Origin of the sequence: Pseudomonas sp. NBRC 111131, assembly GCF_001320525.1 — a bacterium.
Lineage (GTDB): Bacteria > Pseudomonadota > Gammaproteobacteria > Pseudomonadales > Pseudomonadaceae > Aquipseudomonas > Aquipseudomonas ceruminis.
Genome location: NZ_BCBH01000017.1, coordinates 96,436 through 118,729, shown reverse-complemented (window position 1 = coordinate 118,729; position 22,294 = coordinate 96,436). Strand labels below are relative to the sequence as shown.

The window sequence follows — 22,294 nt, the reverse complement described above, 5'->3', positions numbered from 1 at the left end:
GTGCAGGCTCAGTGGACCTTAGCGCCCCCCCATGATCGCGATGTAATCCTGGGTCCAGCGGCTATACGGCACGAACTTGCCGCCTTGGGCCTGTGGGGTCTTCCAGAAGGCGATCTTGTCGAAGTTGTCGAAGCCGTTGGTCTTGCAGCCCTCGGCCCCCAGCAGCTCGCTGCCGGTGCAGGCCGCAGGCACGGCTGGCGACGAACCGAACCAGGCTGCCACGTCGCCCTGGACCTTCGGTTGCAGTGACCAGTCCATCCATTTGTACGCGCAGTTGGGGTGCTTGGCCTCGCTGTGCAGCATCGTCGTATCAGCCCAGCCAGTAGCGCCTTCCTTGGGAATGGTCGAGGCCACGGGCTGGTTCTCGGCCTTCAGGCCGTTGACCATGTAGCCCCACGAGCTGGAGGCGACCACACCTTCGTTTTTCACATCGCTCATCTGCACCGTGGCGTCGTGCCAGTAACGGTGGATCAGCGGTTGCTGCTGGCGTAACAGCTCGAGTACGGCCTTGTACTGGGCTTCGTTGAGTTCGTAGGGGTCCTGGATGCCCAGTTCAGGCTTTGCCGATTTCAGGTACAGCGCCGCGTCGGCGATGTAGATCGGCCCATCGTAGGCCTGCACCCGGCCTTTGTTGGGCTTGCCATCGGGCAGGTTCTGCGGCTCGAACACCACGCTCCAACTGGTGGGCGCCTGGGTGAAGGTCTTGGTGTTGTACAACAGCACGTTCGGCCCCCACTGATACGGGGTGCCATAGATGTGTTTGTCGACCACATACCAGCCACCGTTCTGCAGGCGTGGGTCAATGTTCTTCCAGTTGGGGATCAGGGCCGTGTTGATCGGCTGCACTTTCTTGCCGACGATCAGGCGCAACGAGGCATCGCCGGAGGCCGTGACCAGGTCATAACCGCCCTTGTTCATCAGACTGACCATTTCGTCGGAGGTGGCGGCGGTCTTGACGTTGACTTTGCAGCCGGTCTCCTTTTCGAAACCTGTGACCCAGTCATACGCCTTGTCGCTTTCACCACGCTCGATGTAGCCGGGCCAGGCGACGATATCCAGCTGGCCTTCGCTGGCTCCCAGGGCCTTTGGCATTTCGGCGGCCTGCAGGCTGGCGCTGGCCAGCAGGGCGCCCGTCATGGCGCCGAGCAATGCGGTCTTGTGCACTGACATGGTGTTCCCTCTTCTTGGAGATCTTGGTCGGGGCAGTCATCAAGAAAGCAGTAAAGCGGTTGTTATAAGCGTAGTGCGCTTGCGCAGGTTGATGGCGATCTCGAGTCTAGTTGGCTTTTGGCCAGCCAACGCAACATCCAGATGCAAATGCAAGGATGGCCTCTCCCCGGGCAGGCCTTACTCTGCTGATTACCTTCGATACCGTGGAGATGCGCGAATGAACACCCGGGGCCTACTCGATCAACTGCTCAAGTCCGGTCAGGAACTGCTCAACAAGCAGGCCGGCGCAGGCAAGCCAGGCGCTGGTGCCGGTGGCCTGGGCGGGCTGCTTTCCGGCGCTGGCGGCGGCGCCCTGGCGGCAGGGGCCATGGGCTTGCTGCTGGGCAACAAGAAAGCGCGCAAGTATGGCGGCAAGGCCATTACCTACGGTGGCCTGGCTGCGCTCGGGGTGTTGGCCTACAAAGCCTACGGCAACTGGCAGGCACGCCAGGGCGCAGGGCAGGGGGCCGAGCCGCAAACCCTCGATCACCTGCCGCCGGCCGAGGCCGAGCAGCACAGCCAGGCGGTCCTGCAGGCACTGGTGGCGGCAGCCAAGGCCGATGGCCATATCGATGAGCGTGAGCGTGCCCTGATCGAAGGTGAGTTCACTCGCCTGGACAGCGACCGAGCCTTGCAGCAATGGCTGCATGCCGAGCTCAACAAGCCCCTTGATCCGGCTGACGTTGCCCGCGCGGCGCAAACGCCGGAGATGGCCGCCGAGATGTACCTGGCCAGCGTAATGATGGTCGATCAGGAAAACTTCATGGAGCGCGCTTACCTGGACGAACTGGCCCGGCAACTGCGCCTGGACCCGGCCTTGCGCCAGGAACTGGAAAGCCAAATAAGGCTTGCCGAGGCCAATTAGGTGGCAAATGGCCTTCAATTAGGCATGGATGCCTGAAAACCCTGCATTTCAGCCGCAAAAGCGTAGAACGCCTGGGCTATACTTCGGCGATTTTCCCCGCTCGTTGTGAATTCCTGAGGGCTGAATGTGAAGAACTGGACCTTGCGCCAACGGATCCTGGCAAGTTTCGCCGTGATCATCGCCATCATGCTGCTGATGGTCGTGGCCGCCTACTCGCGGCTGGTGACGATCGAAAGTGCCGAGGAGGCAGTGGGGACCGACAGCATTCCCGGGGTGTACTACAGCTCGATGATCCGCAGCGCCTGGGTCGACAGCTATGTCACCAGCCAGCAGTTGGTGGGGTTGTCGCGGCACCGCGAAATCACACCGGCAGACATGGAGCTGTTCAAGAGCTTCGAAGACCGGCTCAAACAGCACATGGCCAGTTACCAGACCACCATCAATGATGCCGACGACCAGGCCAGTTTCGACGCATTCATCAAGCTTGAGGAGGTTTACATCAAGCTGGTAGGCGAGGTGCTTGAAGCCTATCGCCAACACAACTACGCCGAAGCCGAACGGTTGATCATCGAGGTGCTCACCCCGGCCTGGGTGGACGGGCGCAAGCACCTGAACGACACCATCGAGCGCAACCGGCAATCTGCCGACGGCGCCACCCGTGAGATCGTCAGCGCGGTAAGCACGGCCAAGGGCAGCATGGTGATTTCGCTGCTGCTGGCCATCCTTGCCGCAGGTATCTGTGGGCTACTGCTGATGCGCGCCATCACCGCGCCCGTGCAGCGCATCGTGCATGCCCTCGACAAATTGCGCTCAGGTGACCTGAGCATGCGCCTTAGCCTGGATCGCAAGGACGAGTTCGGCGCTATCGAAAGCGGATTCAACGAAATGGCCGAGGCGCTGGCCAACCTGGTGTCCCAGGCCCAGCGTTCGTCGGTACAGGTCACCACTTCGGTCACCGAAATTGCCGCCACGTCCAAGCAGCAGCAAGCCACGGCCACCGAAACAGCTGCCACCACCACGGAAATCGGCGCCACCTCGCGCGAAATTGCTGCCACTTCACGGGACTTGGTGCGCACCATGACCGAAGTCACCAGTGCTGCTGACCAGGCCTCGAGCCTTGCCGGCTCTGGCCAGCAGGGCCTGGCGCGCATGGAAGAAACCATGCACCAGGTCATGGGGGCGGCTGACCTGGTCAACGCCAAGCTGGGAATACTCAACGAAAAAGCCAGCAACATCACCCAGATGGTGGTGACCATCGTCAAGGTTGCCGATCAGACCAACCTGTTGTCGCTCAACGCGGCTATCGAGGCTGAAAAAGCCGGCGAATATGGCCGTGGCTTTGCCGTGGTGGCCACCGAGGTGCGGCGCCTGGCCGACCAGACTGCCGTGGCCACCTACGACATCGAGCAGATGGTGCGGGAAATCCAGTCGGCGGTGTCGGCCGGCGTGATGGGCATGGACAAGTTTTCCGAAGAGGTGCGCCGTGGCATGTTCGAGGTGCAGCAGGTGGGCGAACAACTGAGCCAGATCATTCATCAGGTACAGGCCCTGGCACCGCGTGTGTTGATGGTCAACGAAGGCATGCAGGCCCAGGCAACCGGCGCCGAGCAGATCAACCAGGCACTGGCCCAGCTCAGCGATGCCAGCACCCAGACGGTAGAGTCGCTGCGCCAGGCCAGCTTCGCCATCGACGAGTTGAGCCAGGTGGCCGCCGGACTGCGCGGCGGTGTATCGCGCTTCAAAGTCTGACTGTCATGAACGACCTGCCTCCACAAACGGCAGCAGCCAGTACCAAGGGCTCGCTGTACCTGCAGTTTCGTCTGGGTGACCAGCGCTTTGCCCTGGATGTGCGCGAGGTGATCGAGGTGCTGCCATGCCGGCCACTCAAGCCGATCGCCCACACACCGGCCTGGGTGGCCGGCATCCTGGCCCACCGCGGTGTGCTGGTGCCGGTAATCGACCTGTGCGCGCTGGCCTTCGCCCAGCCCTCAGCCCAGCGCACCAGTACGCGCCTGGTCCTTGTGCGCTACCGTGGCGACCAGCAGTTGGGCCTGATCCTCGAGCAGGCTACCGAAACCCTGCGCTGCCCGTCGGAAGCCTTTCAGCCCTATGGCCTGGACAACGGCGAAGCGCCGTACCTGGGCCCGGTGCGCCAGGACGCCGAGGGGTTGCTGCAGCGTATCGAGGTGGACGACCTGCTAAGCGATGCCGTGCGCCAGTTGTTGTACCCGGATGCGTCGGCGCAGCAGGTGCGGCCATGAACGCACAACCGTTCTTTCGCTTTCTGCAGGAGCGTATCGGCCTGGATGTCGAATCGGTGGGTGTGCCGATGGTCGAGCGAGCCTTGCAGCAGCGCTGTGTAGCGCTGGGGGCGGCCGACCTTGACGATTATTGGCTGCGCCTGCAGCAATCGGTAGACGAACAGCAAGCGCTGATCGAGGCCGTGATCGTTCCGGAGACCTGGTTTTTCCGTTATCCCGAATCATTCACCGCGTTGGTCGGCCTGGCCCACAAACGCCTGGCAGAACTCGCCGGCGAACGGCCGCTGCGGCTGCTGAGCCTGCCCTGTTCTACCGGTGAGGAACCCTATTCGCTGGCCATGGCCCTGCTCGACTCGGGAATCCACCCAGCCTCCTTCCATATCGATGGTATCGATATCAGCCCCAACTCGGTGGCCAAGGCGGTGCAGGGGGTGTATGGGCGCAATTCCTTCCGTGGCAGCGAGCTGGCTTTTCGCGAGCGGCATTTCCACCCGCGCGATGATGGCCATCAGCTCGATGAGCGGGTTCGGCAGCAGGTCAACCTGCAAGTGGGCAACGTGCTCGACCCGGTATTGGCCAGGCGCAACGGCCAGTACGATTTCGTGTTCTGCCGCAATTTGTTGATCTACTTCGATGTGCCGACCCAGCAGCGTGTCTTCGAGGTGCTTAAGGGCCTGGCTCAGCCGCAGGGTGTGCTGTTCATTGGGCCGGCCGAGGGGAGCTTGCTGGCGCGGCTGGGCATGCGCCCGCTGGGGATCGCCCAGTCGTTCGCCTATGTGCGCCAGGTTGTGGAGCCGCCGCCCGCGCCGAAGCCGGTTGCGCGCAGCGTGCCATTACCGTCTGCGCCCATCGGGTCGAGCCGGCCTGCGCCGGCACCGGTGCTGCGGCGTTCGGTACCCGTCGCCGTACCCCGCGTCGAACAAAGCGAGAGCGAAAGCGACTTGCTGAGCATCATCGCGCAGCAGGCCAATGCCGGTGATATCGGCCAGGCGCGCGCCAGTTGCCAGCGTTACTTGGCCCAGTTCGCGCCCAAGGCCCAGGTGTATTACTGGCTGGGGCTGCTCAGCGATACCGAAGGCGATGCCGCACAAGCGCTGACCCACTACCGCAAGGCCTTGTACCTGGACCCGCAGCACCCTGAAGCCTTGCTGCACCTGGCCACGCTGCTGGCTGCCCAGGGCGATGAAGCCGGCGCCCGGCGCCTGCAGGAACGCGCGGCGCGCGCTGGTCGGGAGGCTGAACGATGAATGTTGAACACGCGATCGGGCTGCTCGCTCAGGACGACGAGCGCATCGATGACTGCTGGAACCGTATCGGTGTGCATGGCAACAAGCAGTGCCCGTTGCTGGAGCGGCATATCCACTGCCGCAACTGTGAAGTCTATGCGGCAGCGGCCACGCGCCTGCTGGACCGCTACACCCTGGTCCAGGATCAACAGGCCCCAGCGGCCGCGGTCGAGGTCAGCAGCGGGCGTTCGCTGTTGCTGTTTCGCCTGGGTGAGGAATGGCTGGCCCTGGCCACTGCCTGCCTGGCCGAGATCGCGCCAGTGCAGCCGGTGCACTCGTTGCCCCATCAGCGTTCACGGGTGCTGCAAGGGGTGGCCAATGTACGTGGGGCATTGGTGCCTTGCCTGTCCCTGGGTGACCTGTTGGGAGGGGAACGTTTGCCTGAGCAGCCGCACAGTGGCCGAGCGATGCCACGCATGCTGATCCTGGCTGCGGTGGGTGGCCCGGTGGTGATGGCGGTGGACGAAATCGATGGCATTCATCATCTGGACCTCGAATGGCCGGATGTCGCCGAGGGCGCTGCGCCGTTCACCACGGCCGTACTGCAATGGCGCGGACGCAGCGTGCGCCTGCTGGACGACCAACACTTACTGTCTGCCGTACAGCGGAGCCTGTCATGACCCCGGAGCAAATGCGCGACGCATCGTTGCTCGAACTCTTCAGCCTCGAGGCCGAGGCCCAGACCCAGGTGCTCAGCACCGGCCTGATGGCCTTGGAGCGCAACCCGACCCAGGCTGACCAGCTGGAAGCCTGCATGCGTGCGGCACATTCGCTCAAGGGCGCCGCACGGATCGTTGGCATCGATGCCGGGGTCAGCGTCGCCCATGTGATGGAAGATTGCCTGGTGGCTGCCCAAGAGGGCCGGCTTCAGTTGCGGGCGGACCATATCGATGCACTGTTGCGTGGCACTGACCTGCTGCTGCATATCGCAACGCCCGGCGATCCGTCGGGCGAAGCGGGCGTGCCGGCGTTCCTGGTACAGATGGCGGGCCTGCTCGACCCAAGTGCTGCGCCGGTGCCGCTGCCAACGCTGGCGCCAGAACCTGCAGTGTTCGCTGCGTTGGCCGCCGAGCCGGTGACGGTCGAGGCTGAGCCAGAGGCTGAACCGCCAGCGCCGCGCAAGGCCGGTAAACGCGGCGCAGACGGGGCCGAGCGGGTACTGCGGGTTACTGCCGATCGCCTGAACAGCCTGCTCGACCTGTCGAGCAAATCGCTGGTGGAGACCCAGCGCCTCAAGCCCTACCTGGCCACCCTGCAGCGCCTCAAGCGCATGCATGGCCAGGGCATGCGCGCCCTCGACGGGCTGAAGGCCCAACTCGAAGAAGGCGGCCAAAGCCCTGAAGTGCTCGAAGCACTGGCCCAGACTCAGCGCCTGTTGCTGGAAACCCAGCAGATCCTGCAGCAGCAGGCTGCCGACCTCGACGAATTCGGCTGGCAGGCCAGCCAGCGTGCGCAACTGCTATACGACACGGCGCTGGCCTGCCGTATGAGGCCGTTTGCCGACGTGCTCACTGGTCAAAGCCGTATGGTGCGCGACCTGGGGCGCTCGCTGGGCAAGCAGGTGCGCCTGCAGATCGATGGCGAAAAGACCCAGGTCGATCGCGATGTGCTGGAAAAGCTCGAGGCACCGCTTACCCACCTGCTGCGCAATGCCGTCGACCACGGCATCGAAATGCCCGAGCTACGCCTGCTGGCTGGCAAGCCAGAAGAGGGTGCCATTCGCCTGCATGCCTCGCATCAGGCAGGCCTGCTTGTGCTTGAACTGAGCGATGACGGAGGTGGTATCGACCTTGAGCGGTTGCGCCGCAATATCGTCGAGCGGGGCCTGTCCCCGGCCGATACCGTGGCGCAGATGAGTGAGGCAGAGCTGCTGACCTTTCTGTTCCTGCCGGGCTTCAGCATGCGCGACAAGGTGACTGAGGTGTCCGGCCGTGGCGTTGGCCTGGACGCAGTGCAGCATATGGTGCGTGACCTGCGTGGCTCGATTGAACTGACCCAGGTAACGGGCCAGGGCTGTCGTTTTCACGTGCAAGTGCCGCTGACCCTGTCGGTGGTGCGCAGCCTGGTGGTGGAAGTGGGCGGTGAGGCCTATGCATTCCCGCTGGCGCATATCGAGCGCACCCTGGAAGTGACCGCCGAGCAGATCGTGCAGATCGAAGGCCGGCAGCATTTTTGGCACGAGGGCAGGCACATCGGCCTGGTTGCTGCCAACCAGTTGCTCAACCGGCCGACCGCACCGGGGGATGAACGCAGTTTGCGGGTAGTGGTGATTCGCGAGCGCGAGCAGTTGTATGGGGTGGCGGTGGAGCGCCTGATCGGCGAGCGGGTCTTGGTGGTGATGCCGCTGGACCCGCGCCTTGGCAAGGTTCAGGACATCTCGGCGGGGGCACTGCTGGACGATGGTTCCGTGGTGCTGATCGTCGACGTGGAAGACCTGCTGCGCTCGGTGGAGAAGCTGCTCAGCACCGGCCGCCTGGAACGCATCGAGCGCGGCGTACAAGGCGGGCGTGGGGTCAGCCGCAAGCGCATCCTGGTGGTCGACGATTCGCTCACGGTGCGCGAGCTGCAACGCAAGCTGCTGGGCAATCGCGGCTACGATGTTGCCGTTGCGGTCGATGGCATGGACGGTTGGAACGCCCTGCGCAGTGAAGACTTCGACCTGTTGATTACCGATATCGACATGCCGCGCATGGACGGCATCGAGCTGGTCACCTTGGTGCGCCGTGATCAGCGGCTGCAGTCGCTACCAGTGATGGTGGTCTCGTACAAGGACCGTGAAGAAGATCGGCGGCGTGGCCTGGATGCCGGGGCCGACTACTATTTGGCTAAGGCGAGCTTCCACGACGATGCGTTGCTGGACGCCGTGGTGGAATTGATCGGAGGTGCTCAGGGATGAAGATCGCCATCGTCAATGACATGCCCATGGCCGTGGAAGCCTTGCGCAGAGCCTTGGCGTTCGAGCCTGCGCACGAGGTGGTGTGGGTGGCCAGCAACGGTGCCGAGGCGGTAAGCAAGTGTGCCGAGTTTACCCCCGACCTTATTCTCATGGACCTGATCATGCCGGTGATGGGCGGTGTCGAGGCAACGCGGCGGATCATGGCCGAGACGCCCTGCGCCATCGTCATCGTCACTGTCGATCGCAAGCAGAACGTGCACCAGGTGTTCGAAGCGATGGGCCATGGTGCCCTGGATGTGGTCGACACCCCGTCCCTGGGTGCTGGTGATGCGCGCGCTGCGGCGGCGCCATTGCTGCGCAAGATACTCAACATCAGCTGGCTGATCGGTCAGCAGCGCCCAGCGGCCACCAAACCGGTCGCGGCGCCGCTGCGTGACAGTGCGCAGCGCCGTGGGCTGGTGGCGATTGGCTCGTCGGCAGGCGGGCCCGCCGCGTTGGAAGTGTTGCTCAAAGGGCTGCCCAAGGGATTTGCGGCGTCCATCGTGCTGGTCCAGCATGTCGACCAGGTGTTCGCTGCCGGCATGGCCGAATGGCTTGGCAGCGCGTGCGGGCTACCGGTGCGTCTGGCCCGTGAGGGGGAGCCACCGCAGCCGGGGCAAGTGCTGCTGGCCGGCACCAACCACCATATCCGCCTGATACAGAATGGCCAGTTGGCCTACACTGCCGAACCTGTCAATGAAATCTACCGGCCCTCGATCGATGTGTTCTTCGAGAGCGTGGCGCGCTACTGGCGCGGCGATGCGGTGGGCGTGCTGCTCACCGGCATGGGCCGCGACGGCGCCCAGGGCCTGAAACTGATGCGCCAGCAGGGCTTCCTGACCATTGCTCAGGACCAGGCCAGCAGCGCAGTCTACGGTATGCCCAAGGCGGCCGCGGCAATCGATGCAGCGGTGGAGATCCGTCCGCTGGAGCGAATCGCCGGGCGCTTGATGGAAATCTTTGCAAAATGACGATATGTGAATCACGCTGCGGCTGTGGTCAGGTGAATAGGGATGAATGATCTACCGATGGATGGTTTTGCGACCACCAACGAAAATTCGGCGATGGTGCTGCTGGTCGATGATCAGGCGATGATCGGCGAAGCGGTGCGTCGTGGCCTGGCCCACGAGGAGAACATCGACTTCCACTTCTGCGCCGACCCGCACCAGGCCGTGGCCCAGGCGATGCGCATCAAGCCCACGGTGATCCTCCAGGACCTGATCATGCCGGGCCTGGATGGCCTGACCCTGGTGCGCGAGTACCGCAACAACCCGGCCACCCAGGACATCCCGATCATCGTCCTGTCGACCAAGGAAGACCCGCTGGTCAAGAGCGCGGCATTTGCCGCCGGGGCCAACGATTATCTGGTCAAGCTGCCGGACACCATCGAACTGGTGGCACGCATTCGCTATCACTCCCGTTCCTACCTGACGCTGCTGCAGCGTGATGAGGCCTATCGCGCGTTGCGGGTGAGCCAGCAGCAGTTGCTCGACACCAACCTGATGTTGCAGCGGCTGATGAACTCCGACGGCCTGACCGGGCTGTCCAACCGCCGCCACTTCGACGAGTACCTGGAGCTGGAATGGCGCCGGGCGATGCGGGAACAGCAGCAGTTGTCGCTGCTGATGATCGATGTCGACTACTTCAAGGTCTACAACGACAGCTTTGGCCACCTGGCCGGTGACGAGGCCCTGCGCCAGGTCGCAGAAGCCATTCGTGGCTCCTGTTCGCGGCCGACCGACCTGCCAGCGCGCTATGGGGGCGAGGAGTTCGCCTTGGTGCTGCCCAATACCTCGCCCGGCGGGGCGCGCCTGGTCGCCGAGAAGCTGCGCCAGACCGTACATGGCCTGGCTATCCCGCACACTGCGCCGCAGGCCGATTCGCGCCTGACCGTCAGTATTGGCCTGGCGACGCAGACGCCACCGCTGGGCAGCCATTGCCGGCAGTTGATCTCGGCGGCGGACAAGGGCTTGTACCTGGCCAAGGACAGCGGCCGTAACCAGGTGGGGATTGCCTGAACGGGCCTCACCGTCGGCTCGCCGACGAGGAGGCCATTCGGATTTCTACCGCCCGGCGGGTCTGCCGCCGAGCCCCAGACTCAGTTATACTCCCCGGCTTTTCACCGAATTCGCGCGAGTAGCCAGCCCATGGAAATCCAACCGATCCTGAACACCATCAAGGACCTCACCGAGCGTTCCCAGTCCATTCGGGGGTATCTTTGACTACGATCACAAGCATGACCGCCTGATCGAAGTCAACCGCGAGCTGGAAGACCCGGCCGTCTGGAACAAGCCCGAGTATGCCCAGGCCCTGGGCCGCGAACGTGCCATGCTGGCCCAGGTCGTCGAGACCCTGGACAAGCTGTCTGGCGGCCTGGCCGACTGCAAGGACCTGCTCGACATGGCTGTCGAGGAAAATGACGAAGGCGCGGTAAGCGACGTCGTGACCGAGCTGCAAAGCCTGGAAGAGAACCTGGCTCAGCTTGAGTTCCGTCGCATGTTCAGCGGCGAGATGGACATGAACAACGCGTACCTGGACATCCAGGCCGGCTCGGGGGGGACCGAGGCGCAGGACTGGGCCAACATCCTGCTGCGCATGTACCTGCGCTGGGCCGACAAGCGCGGTTTCGACGCCACCATCATCGAGCTTTCCGAAGGTGAGGTCGCCGGCATCAAGGGCGCCACCGTGCACATCAAGGGCGAGTACGCCTTCGGCTGGCTGCGCACCGAGATCGGTGTGCACCGTCTGGTGCGCAAGAGCCCGTTCGACTCCGGTGCCCGTCGCCACACCTCATTCTCGGCGGTGTTCGTGTCGCCCGAGATCGACGACAAGGTCGAAATCGAGATCAACCCGGCCGACTTGCGTATCGACACCTACCGCTCCTCGGGCGCCGGCGGTCAGCACGTGAACACCACCGACTCCGCGGTGCGTATCACCCACGTGCCGACCAACACCGTGGTGGCCTGCCAGAACGAACGCTCCCAGCATGCCAACAAGGATACCGCCATGAAAATGCTGCGGGCCAAGTTGTACGAGCTGGAAATGCAGAAGCGCAACGCCGCCTCTCAGGCGCTGGAAGACAGCAAGTCGGATATCGGCTGGGGTCACCAGATTCGCTCCTACGTGCTTGATGACTCCCGCATCAAGGACCTGCGCACCGGCGTCGAGCGCAGCGATTGCCAGAAGGTTCTGGACGGCGACCTCGACCAGTATCTGGAAGCGAGCCTCAAGCAGGGGCTGTAAGCCGCACACCACCGCCGCGATACCAGGCCGCCCGCCGGTATCGCGTGCCCTGCCCGAAAAGGGCAACGAATACCTGATGGAAAGAATGACGACATGAGCGACCTCAAGACCGAATCGCAAGACCTGCAACAGGAAGAAAACACCCTGATCGCCCTGCGCAAGGAAAAGCTTGCCGCTGAGCGCGAGAAGGGTCAGGCCTTCCCCAACGACTTCCGCCGCGACAGCTACTGCAACGACCTGCAGAAGCAATACGTCGACAAGACCAAGGAAGAGCTGGAAGCTGCAGCGATCCCGGTCAAGGTTGCCGGTCGCATCATGCTCAACCGTGGCTCGTTCATGGTCATCCAGGACATGACCGGCCGTATCCAGGTCTACGTCAACCGCAAGACCCTGCCGGAAGAGACCCTGGCTGCGGTCAAGACCTGGGACCTTGGCGACATCATCGCCGCAGAAGGTACCCTGGCGCGTTCCGGTAAAGGTGATCTGTACGTCGAAATGACCAACGTGCGCCTGCTGACCAAGTCGCTGCGCCCGCTGCCGGACAAGCACCACGGCCTGACCGACACCGAGCAGCGCTACCGCCAGCGCTACGTCGACCTGATGGTCAACGAAGAAACTCGCCACACCTTCCGTGTGCGTTCGCAGGTGATCTCGCACATCCGCAAGTTCCTCACCGAGCGCGACTTCCTTGAAGTCGAAACGCCGATGCTGCAAACCATTCCCGGTGGTGCTGCCGCCAAGCCGTTCGAAACCCACCACAATGCCTTGGACATGGCCATGTTCCTGCGTATCGCGCCGGAGCTGTACCTCAAGCGCCTTGTGGTCGGCGGGTTCGAAAAGGTCTTCGAGATCAACCGCAACTTCCGTAACGAAGGCGTTTCGACCCGGCACAACCCCGAGTTCACCATGCTCGAGTTCTACCAGGCCTATGCCGACTACCGCGACAACATGGACCTCACCGAAGAGCTGTTCCGCGAGCTGGCGCAGTTGGTGCTGGGCAGCACCGACGTGCCGTACGGCGACAAGGTGTTCCACTTCGGTGAGCCGTTCGTGCGCCTGTCGGTGTTCGACTCGATCCTCAAGTACAACCCGCAGTTGTCCGCCGCCGACCTGCAGGACGTCGACAAGGCCCGTGAGATCGCCAGAAAAGCCGGTGCCAAGGTGCTTGGCCATGAAGGCCTGGGCAAGCTGCAGGTGATGATTTTCGAAGAACTGGTCGAGCACAAGCTGGAGCAGCCGCACTTCATCACCGAATACCCGTTCGAAGTGTCGCCGCTGGCCCGTCGCAATGACGACAACCCGGCCGTGACCGACCGCTTCGAGCTGTTCATCGGTGGCCGCGAAATCGCCAACGCCTATTCCGAGCTCAACGATGCCGAGGACCAGGCCGAGCGCTTCCTGGCCCAGGTAGCGGAGAAGGACGCCGGTGACGACGAGGCCATGCACTACGATGCCGACTTCGTTCGCGCGCTGGAGTACGGCATGCCGCCGACCGCTGGTGAAGGCATCGGCATCGACCGCCTGGTGATGCTGTTGACCAACTCGCCGTCGATTCGCGATGTGATCCTGTTCCCGCACATGCGTCCGCAGGCCTGAGTGAACTGAACAAGCCGCCTTTCGAGGCGGCTTTTTCTTGCCTGAAGCTTTATGTTGTTTGTACTGACCCATGAGGTACCCCCCGTGACACCCGCCATGCCTCACCAGGGCGCCGCCGGCATCGCCACCGCCGTCGCCGAAAGCGTGCAGTACCAGGGTCGCAAGACCGCCCGCCAAGGCAGCGAGCAGCGCCGCCAGCTGATCCTCGATGCCGCCATGCGCATTGTCGTGCGTGATGGCGTGCGCGGGGTGCGCCACCGTGCGGTGGCCGCCGAGGCCGGTGTGCCGTTGTCGGCCACCACTTACTACTTCAAGGATATCGAGGACCTGCTCACCGATACCTTCGCCCAGTACGTCGAACGCAGCGCGGCCTATATGGCCAAGCTCTGGGCCAACACGGAGGTGGTCTTGCGCCAGCTGCTTGCCCAGGGCGACAGCAGCGCGCAATCTCGGGCACGGCTGGCAGACGAAGTGGCGCGCATGACCGCCGACTACGTTTCGCGGCAATTGCTCAACCGCCGCGACTTCCTCATGGCCGAGCAGGCCTTTCGCCAAGAGGCGCTGCTATGCCCGCGCCTGGCCGAACTGGTGCGCGCCCATGAGCAGATTCTGCTGCATGGCACACGGCAGCTGTTGCAGGTGGTCGGCTCGCAACAACCGGAGCAGGACGCCCAGATGTTGACGGCGATTATCGAGCAGATGGAATATCAGGGCCTGCTCAAGGATGCCGATGCGCAAGCCGATGGGCAGATGCTCGCTATGCTTACCCGTTACCTTCACCTGGTGTTGGCATCGGCCTGAGCCTGGTGCGAACTTTTCAAGGAGAACCTGATGAAAGCCTGGCGTGTGGTGTTGTTGACGTTGTCATTCCTGCTGCTGGGCGGTTGTCTGGTGACCTTCCACGAGCCGCTGCCGAGCAATCAGGCGGCGCCCAAGGCGTTGCTGGGCAAGTGGAGCAGCAAGGATGCCTGGGGCGAGCCCCTGAAGCTGGTCATCAGCCGCACGGGCGGCGATGCCTACAAGGCCGTGGCGACCGCCAAGGGTAAGAAGCCTGAAGAATATGTCTTCACCGTGTCGCGCCACGGCAACCGCTGGTACATTTCGGCCGGTGTGCCCAAGCGCCTGGGTGGCAACTTCCTGATTGGTGGTTTCGATATCGTCGATGGCAAGGAACTGGTGGTCTACAACCTTGACGTCGAGCAGGTGCAACAGGCGGTCGAGAAGAAGGAACTGACCGGGCGCAGCGTCGAAGTGCCCGAGGACAACGGTGACGGCGTGCTGATCGACAGCCCGTCGGCGCGCGTGCTGGCGTATCTGGATGACCCGGCCAACTCCGACCTGTTCGTCGAGGTGGCGCGCTTCCAGCGCAGCGGCAAATGACCCTGCCGGCGTTTTTGCCGGCATGCAAGGAGTCCTGAGTGGACGAGTATCAGCAGACCATCCGCGCACTGTCCGACCGCATCGTGGCGGCGCAAACCCCGATCCGTGTGCTTGATGCGGTGAAGTGGGATGACAACATCCGCCAGGGCTTCCTCAAGGCCAAGGGCAAGGAGCCGCCGGCGGTGGACCGTGCCTATTACCAGTCGCGCCCGCTGGCGTTCGATTCCAGCGCGGTCAAGGCCGAATTCCAGAGCATCGAGCGCGACATCACCCGACGGCTGGGCCAGTTCAACCCGGTCGGGCAGATTATGCGGCGTATGTGCAAGGAGTACCGCATGGTGGTGCGTATGCTCGAAGCACGCGGCACCGAGGACTTCGGGCTGATCTCTCAGGAACTGTACGGCGCCGCCTCCGACGCCTTCCACGCCGGTGACCCGACCCTGGCCGACCTGGGCCTGATGCTGTCGGACTACCTGAACAACATCGATGGCCGTGGCGACCTCAAGGATGAACCGAAGAACCTGACCGCCAAGGAGGCCGTGGATATTCTCCAGCGCCGCCTGAACAAGGTGTTCGGCGAGGCCGAGGAAACCATCCGCGTATTCGAGTCCGATGGGATTGTTGCCGATGCGGCGGCGGGTGCCGACTACATCAAGGTCCGTGCCGACGCCATGTTCAACAGCCGCGACGTGCGGGCGCTGGAGGTGCATGAAGGGCTGGTGCACGTGGGCACCACGCTCAACGGCCTCAACCAGCCGATCTGCACCTTCCTGGCCAAAGGGCCGCCTTCGTCGACGGTGACCCAGGAAGGCCTGGCGATTCTCATGGAGGTGATTGCCTTCGCTTCCTACCCCAGCCGCCTGCGCAAGCTCACCAACCGGACCCGCGCCATCCACATGGTCGAGGAGGGCGCCGATTTTCTGCAGATCTTCGAGTTCTTCCGCGCCCAGGGCTTCGAGATGGCGCAGAGCTACAGCAATGCCAGCCGGGTGTTCCGCGGCTCGGTGCCCGATGGCCTGCCATTCACCAAGGACTTGTCCTACCTCAAGGGCTTCATCATGGTTTACAACTACATTCAGTTGGCTGTGAAGAAAGGCAAGCTCGAGCAGATTCCGCTGCTGTTCTGCGGCAAGACCACCCTTGAAGACATGCGCACCTTGCGCCAGCTGGTCGAAGAGGGGCTGGTCGAGCCGCCCAAGTACCTGCCGGAGCAGTTCCGTGACCTCAATGCGCTGTCGGCATGGATGTGCTTCTCCAACTTCCTCAACCACTTGAGCCTGGACCGTATTGAAGCCGACTACGCGAACATTCTCTGAATGCTGCCGTTGCCTGGCCCTGAGCTTGGCGTTGTTGGGCCTGGGTGGCTGCAGCAGCCTGTTGTTCTACCCGGAGCCGGGCCAGCCGTTCACCCCTGAGCGGGCCAGGCTCGAGTACCGTGATGTCACCCTTGTAACTGCCGACGGCATCCGCCTGCACGGCTGGTGGCTGCCGGCCAAGGCAGGCGTCCAGGCCAAGGGCACGGTCCTGCACTTGCATGGCAACGGCGGCAACCTCGCCGGGCACTTGGGCGGCAGCTACTGGTTGCCGGAGCGGGGTTATCAGGTCCTGATGATCGATTATCGAGGCTATGGGCTGTCCCAGGGCAAGCCCAGCCTGCCGCAGGTCTACGAGGACATCGCAGCGGCCATGGCCTGGCTTGACCAGGCCCCGGAGGTCAAGGGCAAGCCCTTGGTGCTGCTGGGCCAGAGCCTCGGCGGCGCGATGGCCATTCATTACCTGGCGGCCCATCCGGAACAACGCCAGCGCTTCAGCGCACTGGTGTTCGACGGTGTGCCGGCCAGTTACCGGGATGTAGGGCGTTTCGCCCTGAGCACGTCATGGATGACCTGGCCGCTGCAGGTGCCGCTGTCGTGGCTGGTGCCGGACGGCGACAGCGCGATCCGCTCGATCGAGCGCCTGAGCAGCCCTCCCAAGCTGTTCTTCCACAGCATCGACGACGACCTGGTGCCCATGGACAACGCTATCCGCCTTTACCAGCACGCACCGCCGCCGCGGGTGCTGCAACTGACGCGGGGCGGTCACGTGCAGACCTTCGCCGACCCGGTGTGGCGCCAGGTGATGCTGCGCTTTCTCGATGACCCGAGCCATTTCAACGGCCTGCGGCGACTTGCCGAAGTGCCCAATTACCCTGACGAGAAGAATAAGCAATGAGTGAAGAACGCAACGCCATCCCGCTGATCCTGACCGGTGTCGGCAGCATCATCGTGACGGTGGGGGCCCTTTGGTACTACGGCTACCTGCATTTCGCAAAGCCCGAGGATGCCCTGCTGCTGCAAGAGTTCACGATGCTCAAGACCGTGCCAGGGGAGGATTACAAGGTGTCGTTGGACCCTGCGCCGCAGGTCGCGCAGTGTATCGACGGCGTGCTGGTGCTGTTCGATACCCAGCAAAAAGGCCTGACGGGTGTGTTGGTGGACGAGCGCAAACGGGCTGTGCGTTGCATGGGGGAAGAAACCCCGCAACAACAACAGTGAGCGACGTGTACCCAGGCGCGCCTGGCTTTTGGAAAGGTCGCCCATAAAAAACCCCGCCATCACGGCGGGGTTCTGCTTTCAGCTAACCAGGCTTATTGCGCTTGGCTTACCGAACGCGGTGCCACTGGCTGGTTGTCGTTGGAGATGGTCACCTCCACGCGACGGTTTTGCGCACGGCCAGAGTTGCTGGAGTTGTCCGCTACCGGATACTCCTTGCCATAGCCCTGGGCGACGATGCGCGCCGGGTCGACGCCAGCACGTACCAGTGCCATGCGCACGGCACCGGCGCGACGCTCCGAGAGGGTCTGGTTGTAGTTGGCCGAACCTACGCTGTCGGTGTAACCCTCGACGATCACCTTGCGCTCAGGGTTTTCCTGAAGGAACTGAGCCAGCTTGGTGACGTTGGGCAAGGCGCTGCTCTTGAGCTCGGCCTTGTTGAAATCGAACAGCACGTCGCCGAAGGTCACCAGGGTGCCACGGTCGGTCTGCTTGGCGTTGAGGCTGTCCCGCAGCTTGGCGATCTGCGCATCGCGTGCATCGAGCTTGGCCTGTGCGCGCTGGGCGGAGGCGTTTTTCAGCTCGTTTTCGGCGGTACGCAAGGCGATGGTCTGCTTGGCCACTTCGACGCGCTGGTTGGTCAGGTAGGCCAGCTGGTCGACTTTCTTGGTGTCTTCACGGTCCATGTAGGCCTTGTCGGCCTTGTTCAGCCAGTCCTGGGCGTCCTTGGTTTCAAGGGCGGCGACTTTGCTCGATTGTGGATCGCTCTGCAGCGCCGAGAAGTTGGTGCGGGCCGATTCCAGGTTGGCGTTCGGGTCGTGCGAGCAGGCAGCGAGGCCGACGCTCAGGGCCAGCAGAGCGGGAATCATGACGTAATTGCGCATAGTGTTCATCCTTTGATCGAGTGCGAAGGCTAAGGCAGGCGGGGCAGGGCTCACTGAGCGCTGCGCAGGCCTTCCTCACGTACGTCCTGAACGCCCTGGCGGGCATCCTGCACGGCCTTCTGGGCCTTGGCCGCCTGGGCCTTGCGTTCGGCGAGGCGAGCGTCCCATTCGGCCTGTTCGGCCAGACGCTTGGCGTCGTCGTACTTTTTGTCATGCATGGCGATTTCGGCCTGCTTGAACTTGTCCTGTGCCGCTTTCATTTCAACGGCAGCGTACTCAGTACCGCCAGCGCTGACGGCAGAGTTCACGGCGGACTGGGTAACGGCGTACTGCTCGGTGGGCGGGTTGCCCGCACAGCCGGCCAGGACCAGGCTACTGCCCAGGGCCAGCGCGGCCAGCTTGAACCCGCGCACATGAGTGGATGAAAGTTTTGAAGTGCGGGTCTTCATGGTGGTCAGCTCCATTGGATCACTCCTGATAACGACGATGTCCGTAGCAGTCCATCGCTCAATCCCTGACATTCCGCGGTGTTTCAGCCTAACGGTGCACAACGCAGGTGTGCAGGGTTTTAGCGTGATGGCTATTGGCTGTGACTGATAGCTTTTTAGAATAGTTCAGAAAAAATTGCCAATTTTGAGCGGGAATTTGTGACTAATAAGTCACTTATCACGGCGCCTGCGTGCCGATAAAACCGTGTAGGTGCGTGGCCCGTTGCGGGCTGGCGAACAGCTTCGCAACGGCCCATGCGCAGGTTATTCGTCGGTGTTGCTCAGTGCTTGCAGATGGCGCCGTGACAAGGCCAGAAAGCGCGGAGTAGAGCCTATGTCTTCGTACAGCGGGTCGCCCTCTTCGTCGGTAGAAATGACCTTCTGGCCCTGTACGTAAGGAAAGCTGGCTTCCAGTTCTTCCAGCGCGGCAGCAACCAGTTCACCGAGCAGCTCCTCAGCGGTGCGCTTGGGGTACATGTCGATGAGCGCGGCCAGCCTGGCCTCCGATTCGAGGTCCAGGTGCAAGGTATGGCCGGTTGGGCTCAAGGTGCCGGCGGCATTCTGTTCCCAGTGCTGGGCGAGTTCGCGGATTTTCATGATGACCTCTGTAAACGCCTGCAAAGGCTGCATTGCATCGGACTGTCGTGCTCTCACTTTAGTTTGCTTTGCCTGATCGTGGCTTGCCATGGGACCCCGCCTGTGGGCACTCTTGAACCCGTGCTGTTTTCTGAACAGAGCGCGGGCGAGCCGCGCCGAAGAGAGGGCCAATGACCGATATCGATGTACGCCTGCGTGAAGACGTCCATGTGTTGGGGGAGTTGCTCGGCGAGACCATTCGCCAGCAGCACGGTGAGGCGTTCCTGCAGAAGATCGAGGACATCCGCCACAGTGCCAAGGCCGACCGCCGCAGCGCGGGCGAGCAACTGAGCTCGACCCTGGCCGACCTTGCCGAAGAAGACCTGCTGCCGGTGGCGCGGGCTTTCAACCAGTTCCTCAACCTGGCCAACATCGCTGAGCAGTACCAGTTGATTCGCCGCCGTGATACCGAGCAGCCCGAGCCTTTCGAAGCCCGCGTCCTGCCCGAATTGCTGGCGCGCTTAAAGCAGGCCGGGCACAAGGACGATGCCCTGTCTCGGCAACTGGCCAAGCTCGATATCCAACTGGTGCTTACGGCGCATCCGACCGAAGTGGCGCGGCGCACGTTGATCCAGAAGTACGATGCCATCGCCGGCCAGTTGGCGGTGCAAGACCATCGTGACTTGACCTGCGGCGAGCGTGAGCAGGTGCGTGAGCGGCTGCGACGGCTGATCGCCGAGGCCTGGCACACTGAAGAAATCCGCCGCACCCGGCCGACCCCGGTGGATGAAGCCAAGTGGGGTTTTGCAGTTATCGAGCATTCCCTGTGGCAGGCCATACCCAACCATCTGCGCAAGGTCGACAAGGCGTTGTTCGAGGCCACCGGCCTGCGCCTGCCGCTGGAAGCCGCACCCATCCGCTTCGCCTCCTGGATGGGCGGCGACCGTGACGGCAACCCCAACGTCACCGCCGCCGTTACCCGTGAGGTGCTGCTGTTGGCACGCTGGATGGCTGCCGACCTGTTCTTGCGTGACATTGACGCGTTGGCCGCTGAGCTGTCGATGCAGCAGGCCAGCAGTGCGGTGCGCGAGCGGGTGGGGGACAGCGCCGAGCCATACCGCGCCGTGCTCAAGCAACTGCGTGACCGCTTGCGGGCGACGCGTGCCTGGGCCCATTCGGCATTGACCAGCAGCCAGCCGGCCAGCGCCGACGTGCTGGTGGACAACCGCGACCTGATCGCCCCGCTGGAGCTGTGCTATCACTCGCTGCATGAATGCGGCATGGGTGTGATCGCCGATGGCCCACTGTTGGACAGCCTGCGCCGGGCGGTAACCTTCGGGCTGTTCCTGGGCCGCCTGGACGTACGCCAGGATGCAGCACGACACCGAGATGCGCTGTCGGAGATCACTGATTACCTGGGCCTTGGTAGCTATGCCGATTGGGACGAAGACACCCGTATCGCGTTTCTGCAAACCGAACTGAAAAACCGTCGGCCACTGCTGCCAGCGCATTTCCATCCCCAGGCTGACACCGCCGAGGTGCTCGCCACCTGTCGTGAAATCGCCGCAGCGCCAGGGGCATCGCTGGGCTCGTATGTCATCTCGATGGCGGGTGCCGCATCCGATGTGCTGGCGGTGCAGTTGCTGCTCAAGGAAGCTGGCCTGACTCGGCCCATGCGGGTGGTGCCGTTGTTCGAAACCCTGGCCGACCTGGACAACGCCGGGCCGGTGATGGAGCGGTTGCTGGGCCTGCCGGGCTATCGCGCCGGGTTGCGCGGGCCGCAGGAGGTGATGATCGGCTACTCCGACTCGGCCAAGGATGCCGGCACCACAGCGGCGGCCTGGGCGCAATACCGCGCCCAGGAGCACTTGGTACGCATCTGCCGCGAGCATCAGGTCGAGCTGCTGTTGTTCCACGGCCGTGGCGGTACCGTCGGCCGAGGGGGTGGCCCAGCCCACGCGGCAATCCTGTCGCAGCCGCCGGGCTCGGTGGCGGGGCGTTTTCGCACCACCGAGCAGGGCGAGATGATCCGTTTCAAGTTCGGCTTGCCGGGCATCGCCGAGCAGAACCTCAACCTTTACCTGGCAGCGGTGCTGGAAGCCACCTTGTTGCCACCTCCACCGCCGGAGCCTGCCTGGCGTGCGCTGATGGACCAGCTGGCCGCCGATGGCGTCAAGGCCTACCGGGCCGTTGTGCGAGAGAACCCAGATTTTGTCGAGTACTTCCGCCAATCCACGCCGGAGCAGGAGTTGGGGCGGCTGCCGCTGGGCAGCCGACCGGCCAAGCGGCGCGCTGGCGGTATCGAAAGCCTGCGCGCGATTCCGTGGATTTTCGGTTGGACCCAGACGCGCCTGATGTTGCCAGCCTGGCTGGGCTGGGAAACGGCCCTGAACAATGCCCTGGCCCGTGGGCAAGGCGAGTTGCTTGCGCAGATGCGTGAGCAGTGGCCGTTCTTCCGCACCCGCATCGACATGTTGGAAATGGTGCTGGCCAAAGCCGACGCGCAAATCGCCGAGGCCTACGACGAACGTCTGGTGCAACCGGGCTTGCTTGCTTTGGGGGCGCATTTGCGCGACCTATTGTCGCAGTCCTGCCAGGTGGTACTGGGCTTGACGGGGCAGCCGGTGCTACTGGCGCACAGCCCTGAAACCTTGGAATTCATCAGTCTGCGCAACACCTATCTGGACCCACTGCACCGCCTGCAGGCTGAGTTGCTGGCCCGTTCGCGCAGCCGTGAAGCCGCTCTGGACAGCCCATTGGAGCAGGCCTTGCTGGTGACGGTGGCCGGGATTGCCGCGGGCTTGCGCAACACCGGCTGAGGTCAAGAGGCTGCGCCTGTACCCAGTGGCGTGGGATCGGCCGAGGCAGTGTCGGGAGGGTGGTTGCACCGGGCGCAACCACCCGCAACCCAGCGTGCGCGTGGGACATTCCTGCACCTTTGGGACGCTTGTCTGGCTGCCGGGCGCTGTGTATCTTGAGCAGCCTTCTGACCGATTTATGGTCATACCCGATTTTCCGGACTTGGCCCTGGTCGCCGAAT

Annotated in this window: 20 protein-coding genes; 16 read left to right on the top strand and 4 right to left on the bottom strand. The window is 63.3% G+C overall.

The window, feature by feature from the left end:
• Positions 1-18: 18 nt before the first annotated feature.
• Positions 19-1,170, bottom strand: a complete 1,152-nt coding sequence (gene ydcS, locus APH34_RS16815) for a putative ABC transporter substrate-binding protein YdcS (protein WP_054902162.1) — start codon at positions 1,168-1,170, stop codon at positions 19-21.
• A 217-nt stretch (positions 1,171-1,387) separates the two neighbouring features.
• Between ydcS and APH34_RS16810 the strand changes: the two genes are divergently transcribed.
• The 15 genes from APH34_RS16810 (at position 1,388) to APH34_RS16740 (ending at position 17,309) form a co-directional block, all read left to right on the top strand.
• Complete coding sequence (locus tag APH34_RS16810) at positions 1,388-2,074, top strand: tellurite resistance TerB family protein (RefSeq protein ID WP_054902161.1); 687 nt, start codon at positions 1,388-1,390, stop codon at positions 2,072-2,074.
• A 126-nt stretch (positions 2,075-2,200) separates the two neighbouring features.
• The gene (locus APH34_RS16805; protein ID WP_054902160.1) at positions 2,201-3,823 is read left to right on the top strand and encodes a methyl-accepting chemotaxis protein; all 1,623 of its coding nucleotides are present in this window, start codon (positions 2,201-2,203) and stop codon (positions 3,821-3,823) included.
• Positions 3,824-3,828: 5 nt separating this feature from the next.
• The gene (locus APH34_RS16800; protein ID WP_054902159.1) at positions 3,829-4,335 is read left to right on the top strand and encodes a chemotaxis protein CheW; all 507 of its coding nucleotides are present in this window, start codon (positions 3,829-3,831) and stop codon (positions 4,333-4,335) included.
• Positions 4,332-5,582, top strand: a complete 1,251-nt coding sequence (locus APH34_RS16795) for a CheR family methyltransferase (protein WP_054902158.1) — start codon at positions 4,332-4,334, stop codon at positions 5,580-5,582. The genes APH34_RS16800 and APH34_RS16795 overlap by 4 nt, the downstream gene beginning before the upstream one ends.
• A complete protein-coding gene (locus APH34_RS16790) occupies positions 5,579-6,241 on the top strand; it encodes a chemotaxis protein CheW (protein ID WP_054902157.1) in 663 nt (220 codons plus the stop codon). Before APH34_RS16795 ends, APH34_RS16790 begins: the two co-directional genes overlap by 4 nt.
• Entirely contained in the window at positions 6,238-8,517 is a 2,280-nt protein-coding gene (locus APH34_RS16785) for a hybrid sensor histidine kinase/response regulator (protein ID WP_054902156.1), read from the top strand. Before APH34_RS16790 ends, APH34_RS16785 begins: the two co-directional genes overlap by 4 nt.
• Entirely contained in the window at positions 8,514-9,527 is a 1,014-nt protein-coding gene (locus tag APH34_RS16780; protein ID WP_054902155.1) for a chemotaxis response regulator protein-glutamate methylesterase, read from the top strand. Before APH34_RS16785 ends, APH34_RS16780 begins: the two co-directional genes overlap by 4 nt.
• A 42-nt stretch (positions 9,528-9,569) precedes the next feature.
• The gene (gene wspR, locus APH34_RS16775) at positions 9,570-10,574 is read left to right on the top strand and encodes a Wsp signal transduction system regulator diguanylate cyclase WspR (protein ID WP_054902154.1); all 1,005 of its coding nucleotides are present in this window, start codon (positions 9,570-9,572) and stop codon (positions 10,572-10,574) included.
• A 129-nt stretch (positions 10,575-10,703) separates the two neighbouring features.
• Positions 10,704-11,799 (top strand): peptide chain release factor 2 gene (gene prfB / locus APH34_RS29250; RefSeq protein ID WP_156358090.1). Its coding sequence is split into 2 segments (ribosomal slippage): positions 10,704-10,775 and positions 10,777-11,799, totalling 1,095 coding nucleotides; the frame shifts between segments, so codons are not numbered across the junction.
• Positions 11,800-11,892: 93 nt separating this feature from the next.
• Positions 11,893-13,395, top strand: coding sequence for a lysine--tRNA ligase (lysS, locus tag APH34_RS16765; RefSeq protein WP_054902152.1), 1,503 nt, complete (start codon positions 11,893-11,895; stop codon positions 13,393-13,395).
• Between the two features lie 96 nt (positions 13,396-13,491).
• Entirely contained in the window at positions 13,492-14,196 is a 705-nt protein-coding gene (locus APH34_RS16760) for a TetR/AcrR family transcriptional regulator (RefSeq protein ID WP_054902151.1), read from the top strand.
• Positions 14,197-14,226: 30 nt separating this feature from the next.
• Positions 14,227-14,775, top strand: a complete 549-nt coding sequence (locus APH34_RS16755; protein ID WP_054902150.1) for a hypothetical protein — start codon at positions 14,227-14,229, stop codon at positions 14,773-14,775.
• A gap of 38 nt (positions 14,776-14,813) precedes the next feature.
• On the top strand, positions 14,814-16,091 hold the full coding sequence (locus APH34_RS16750) for a flavohemoglobin expression-modulating QEGLA motif protein (protein ID WP_054902149.1): 1,278 nt from the start codon (positions 14,814-14,816) through the stop codon (positions 16,089-16,091).
• A complete protein-coding gene (locus APH34_RS16745) occupies positions 16,063-16,986 on the top strand; it encodes an alpha/beta hydrolase (RefSeq protein WP_054902148.1) in 924 nt (307 codons plus the stop codon). Before APH34_RS16750 ends, APH34_RS16745 begins: the two co-directional genes overlap by 29 nt.
• Positions 16,983-17,309 carry a hypothetical protein gene (locus tag APH34_RS16740; protein ID WP_054902147.1) on the top strand — a complete coding sequence of 109 codons (327 nt, stop codon included), beginning with the start codon at positions 16,983-16,985 and terminating at the stop codon, positions 17,307-17,309. The genes APH34_RS16745 and APH34_RS16740 overlap by 4 nt, the downstream gene beginning before the upstream one ends.
• 92 nt (positions 17,310-17,401) lie before the next feature.
• Here the strand turns inward: APH34_RS16740 and APH34_RS16735 are convergent, their stop codons facing one another.
• The 3 genes from APH34_RS16735 to APH34_RS16725 form a co-directional block, all read right to left on the bottom strand.
• Positions 17,402-18,190 (bottom strand): OmpA family protein, encoded by a 789-nt coding sequence (locus APH34_RS16735; protein ID WP_054902146.1) that lies wholly within the window; start codon positions 18,188-18,190, stop codon positions 17,402-17,404.
• A gap of 50 nt (positions 18,191-18,240) precedes the next feature.
• Entirely contained in the window at positions 18,241-18,654 is a 414-nt protein-coding gene (locus APH34_RS16730; RefSeq protein ID WP_054902145.1) for a DUF4398 domain-containing protein, read from the bottom strand.
• 288 nt (positions 18,655-18,942) lie between these two features.
• On the bottom strand, positions 18,943-19,275 hold the full coding sequence (locus APH34_RS16725; protein WP_054902164.1) for a hypothetical protein: 333 nt from the start codon (positions 19,273-19,275) through the stop codon (positions 18,943-18,945).
• 170 nt (positions 19,276-19,445) lie between these two features.
• Here APH34_RS16725 and ppc point away from each other — a divergent pair, with 170 nt between their 5' ends.
• On the top strand, positions 19,446-22,073 hold the full coding sequence (gene ppc / locus APH34_RS16720) for a phosphoenolpyruvate carboxylase (RefSeq protein ID WP_054902144.1): 2,628 nt from the start codon (positions 19,446-19,448) through the stop codon (positions 22,071-22,073).
• Positions 22,074-22,294: the final 221 nt, after the last annotated feature.